A 3838-nucleotide genomic window follows, 5' to 3' on the forward strand; every position below is an offset into this window, starting at 1 on the left:
GGGGTGTGGGGGCTGGCGGTGGCGGGGTTCGGGTCGGCCCGCTCGCTGCCCGCCGCGGTGGCGTGGCTGCTGCCCGCCGGGGGCGCGCTCCTCGCGCTGGGCGTCTTCCGCAGGACGGTCCTGCAGACGGCCGTTCCCGACGGGATGCGCGGCCGGCTCCAGGGCATCGACACGGTGGTGGCCGTCGGAGGGCCACGGCTGGGCAACCTGCTGCACGGCACGGTGGGCGCCGGCCTCGGTGTCACGTGGACCGTGACGGGCGGCGGCGTCCTGACCGTCGTGGCGGCGATCGCGCTCCTGCTGTCCTTCCCCGGGTTCCGGCACCACCGGGCACCGGCCGTGAGCGGAGAGGATGCGCTCGGCGTGCCCTCGCCCGCCCTCCCCCGTCCTCAGCGGCGGTCGGGGTAGCCCGGTCGGAGGTCCATACGGCGTCACCCTGCCCGCGTCCTGCCGGGACTTCCTGGGCACGGTCGCCGCTGGCGGATCGGGACCTCATTACGGACTGCTGGGCCTGGCAGAGGAGGTGGCTGACGAAGCGGCCCTGCACGATCTTCGGACCGAGTGCCTGCGAGCCGACTTCCTGGCCGCCTCGTTCCCGCACACGACGGACTGGCCCGGACCGGGCGGGAGAGGCGACGCCGACTACTCGGTCGCGGGGACTCTGGTCCTCGGCGAGATCGGCTGCGGCACCTTCTCCCGCCTCGGGGGCAGGTCTGGCTCGACGACCGCTCCTGGGGCGGCCTGACCCCAGGACCGGACTTCCACGACTGGTACACCGCACGGCTGGCATCCCAGTAGATCCCGAACACGGTCTGACAGTCGTCACAAGGCAGGGCAACGGCACCCTTCCCCGTAACGACTGTCATGGCGGCGAGAGTCAGACGTTCCGCCGGTACTGTCCGCCGACCTCGAAGAAGGCCTCGGTGATCTGCTGGAGGGAGCAGACGCGGGTGGCGTCCATCAGGACGGCGAAGACGTTGTCGCCGCGTACGGCCGCGTCCTTGAGGGCGTCCAGGGCGGCCTGCGCCTCCTCGTGGTGGCGGGCGTGGAAGTCCTGTACGCGCTCCAGCTGGGACTGCTTCTCCTCCTCGGTGGCGCGGGCCAGTTCGACGACTCCGGGCTCGGCGGTGTCGGCGTGCGGGTTGCGGAAGGTGTTGACGCCGATCAGGGGCAGGGTGCCGTCGTGCTTGCGCTGCTCGTAGAGCATCGACTCGTCCTGGATGCGGCCGCGCTGGTATCCGGTCTCCATCGCGCCGAGGACACCGCCGCGTTCGCTGATCCGCTCGAACTCCTGGAGCACGGCCTCCTCGACCAGGTCGGTGAGTTCGTCGATGATGAACGCCCCCTGGAGCGGGTTCTCGTTCATCGCCAGGCCCCACTCCCGGTTGATGATCAGCTGGATGGCCAGGGCCCGGCGCACCGACTCCTCGGTGGGGGTGGTGACGGCCTCGTCGTAGGCGTTGGTGTGCAGGCTGTTGCAGTTGTCGTAGATGGCGATCAGCGCCTGCAGCGTGGTGCGGATGTCGTTGAAGTCCATCTCCTGGGCGTGCAGGGAGCGCCCGGAGGTCTGGACGTGGTACTTCAGCTTCTGGCTGCGCTCCCCGGCGCCGTACTTCTCCTTCATCGCCACCGCCCAGATACGGCGGGCGACCCGGCCGAGGACCGAGTACTCGGGGTCCATGCCGTTGGAGAAGAAGAACGACAGGTTCGGGGCGAAGTCGTCGACGTTCATACCGCGGGCGAGATAGGCCTCCACGTAGGTGAAGCCGTTGGCCAGCGTGAAGGCGAGCTGGCTGATGGGGTTCGCGCCCGCTTCGGCGATGTGGTAGCCGGAGATGGACACCGAGTAGAAGTTGCGGACCTTGTGCGCGATGAACCACTCCTGGATGTCGGCCATCATCCGCAGGCTGAACTCGGTGGAGAACAGGCAGGTGTTCTGGCCCTGGTCCTCCTTGAGGATGTCGGCCTGCACGGTGCCGCGCACGTTCGCCAGCGCGTGGGCGCGCAGTTCGGCAGCCTCGGCGGGCGAGGGCTCGCGTCCCTCCTGGTCGCGGAACCGCTCGGTCTGCTGGTCGATCGCGGTGTTGAGGAAGAACGCCAGGACGGCCGGCGCGGGTCCGTTGATCGTCATGGAGACGGAGGTCGTGGGCGCCACCAGGTCGAAGCCGTCGTAGAGCGCCTTCATGTCCTCCAGGGTGGCGACCGAGACGCCGGACGTGCCGACCTTGCCGTAGATGTCGGGACGCTCGTCGGGGTCGCGGCCGTAGAGGGTGACGGAGTCGAAGGCGGTGGACAGCCGGGTCGCCGGCTGACCCTGCGAGAGGAGCTTGAAGCGGCGGTTGGTGCGGAAGGGGTCGCCCTCGCCGGCGAACATGCGGGCCGGGTCCTCGCCGTCGCGCTTGAAGGGGAACACCCCGGCCGTGAAGGGGAAGTGGCCGGGCAGGTTCTCGCCGCGCCAGAACCGGACCAGTTCGCCGTGGTCGGTGAAGCGGGGCAGGGCGACGCGGGGGATCTTGTTGCCCGAGAGGGACTCGCGGGTCAGCTTGGTGCGGATCTCCCGGTCCCGGACCTTCACGACCTGCTCGTCGCCGGAGTAGGAGGCGATCACCGAGGGCCAGTTCGTGATCTGTTCGGTGATCTCGTACGGCAGCTGCCGGCGCGCCTCGGCCAGCAGGGACCGCACGTCCTCGGCGTCCAGTCCGGCGTCGGCGAGCTCGCCCTCGACGAGCTCCAGCCGCTGCACCCGCCGTGCCTGCTCGGCCAGTTGCAGCGTCTCGGCGTGGTAGCCGCGGACGGCGTCGGTGATCTCGGCGAGGTAGCGCACCCGGCCGGCGGGAACCACCTGGCGGATGCCGGAGGAGTGGCGTACGTCGACCTGCTCCAGCGCCCCCTCCGACAGCGGCAGGCCCTTCTCCTCCAGCGTGCTCCTCAGGTGCTGGTAGAGGGCGGTGACCCCGTCGTCGTTGAAGGTCGCGGCGGAGGTGCCGTAGACCGGCATCTCCTCGGGCCGCTTGCCGAACGCCTCGCGGTTGCGCACGAGTTGACGGCCCACGTCCCGCAGGGCGTCCTTGGCGCCGCGCCGCTCGAACTTGTTGATCGCCACGACGTCGGCGAAGTCGAGCATGTCGATCTTCTCCAGCTGCGAGGCCGCGCCGAACTCCGGGGTCATCACGTACAGCGAGGCGTCGACGAACGGCACGATCGCCGCGTCGCCCTGCCCGATGCCCGGCGTCTCCACGATCACCAGGTCGAACCCGGCGGCCTTCACCACGTCGATCACGTCGGAGAGGTGTTCGGGCAACTCGCGGCTGCCGCGGGTGGCGAGGCTGCGGAAGAACACCCGGTCGCCGTCGAGGGAGTTCATCCGGATCCGGTCGCCCAGCAGCGCTCCACCGCCGCGCCGGCGGGTCGGGTCGACCGCGATCACGGCGATGCGGAGGGCGTCCCGCTGGTCGACGCGGAACCGGCGCACCAGCTCGTCGGTCAGGGACGACTTCCCGGAGCCGCCGGTGCCGGTGATGCCGAGCACCGGCACGTCGCGCGCGCCCGCCGCGGTCCGCAGTTCGCGCCGGAACTCCTCGGGCAGTTTGCCGAGTTCGGCACCGGTGAGGGCGCGGGCGATCGCGAAACGGTCACCTGCCAGGACCGCGGCGAGGTCGGCCGGCCTGCCGTCCCAGAGGTCGAAGTCGCAGTCCTTGACCACGGTGTTCACCATCCCGGCGAGGCCCAGTCGCTGGCCGTCCTCCGGGGAGAAGATCGTCACCCCGCTCTCCCGGAGCCGCGCGATCTCCTCCGGGACGATCACCCCGCCACCGCCGCCCACCACCCGGATGTGCTC

At 70.5% G+C, this 3838-nt stretch carries 2 protein-coding genes and 1 pseudogene; 2 read left to right on the forward strand and 1 reads right to left on the reverse strand.

Annotated elements, in window-relative coordinates; genetic code table 11:
- Positions 1–408: pseudogene (locus EHS43_RS39705) on the forward strand (MFS transporter); the annotation flags it as partial.
- A 115-nt stretch (positions 409–523) separates the two neighbouring features.
- The gene (locus EHS43_RS46860) at positions 524–745 is read left to right on the forward strand and encodes a hypothetical protein (RefSeq protein WP_185806609.1); all 222 of its coding nucleotides are present in this window, start codon (positions 524–526) and stop codon (positions 743–745) included.
- Between the two features lie 132 nt (positions 746–877).
- Here EHS43_RS46860 and icmF read toward each other — a convergent pair.
- Positions 878–3838 (reverse strand): fused isobutyryl-CoA mutase/GTPase IcmF (gene icmF, locus EHS43_RS39715; protein WP_125195416.1); only part of this gene is annotated, 2961 nt, incomplete at its 5' end.

This window comes from Streptomyces sp. RP5T, assembly GCF_003933965.1.
In the GTDB taxonomy this organism is placed as follows: domain Bacteria; phylum Actinomycetota; class Actinomycetes; order Streptomycetales; family Streptomycetaceae; genus Streptomyces.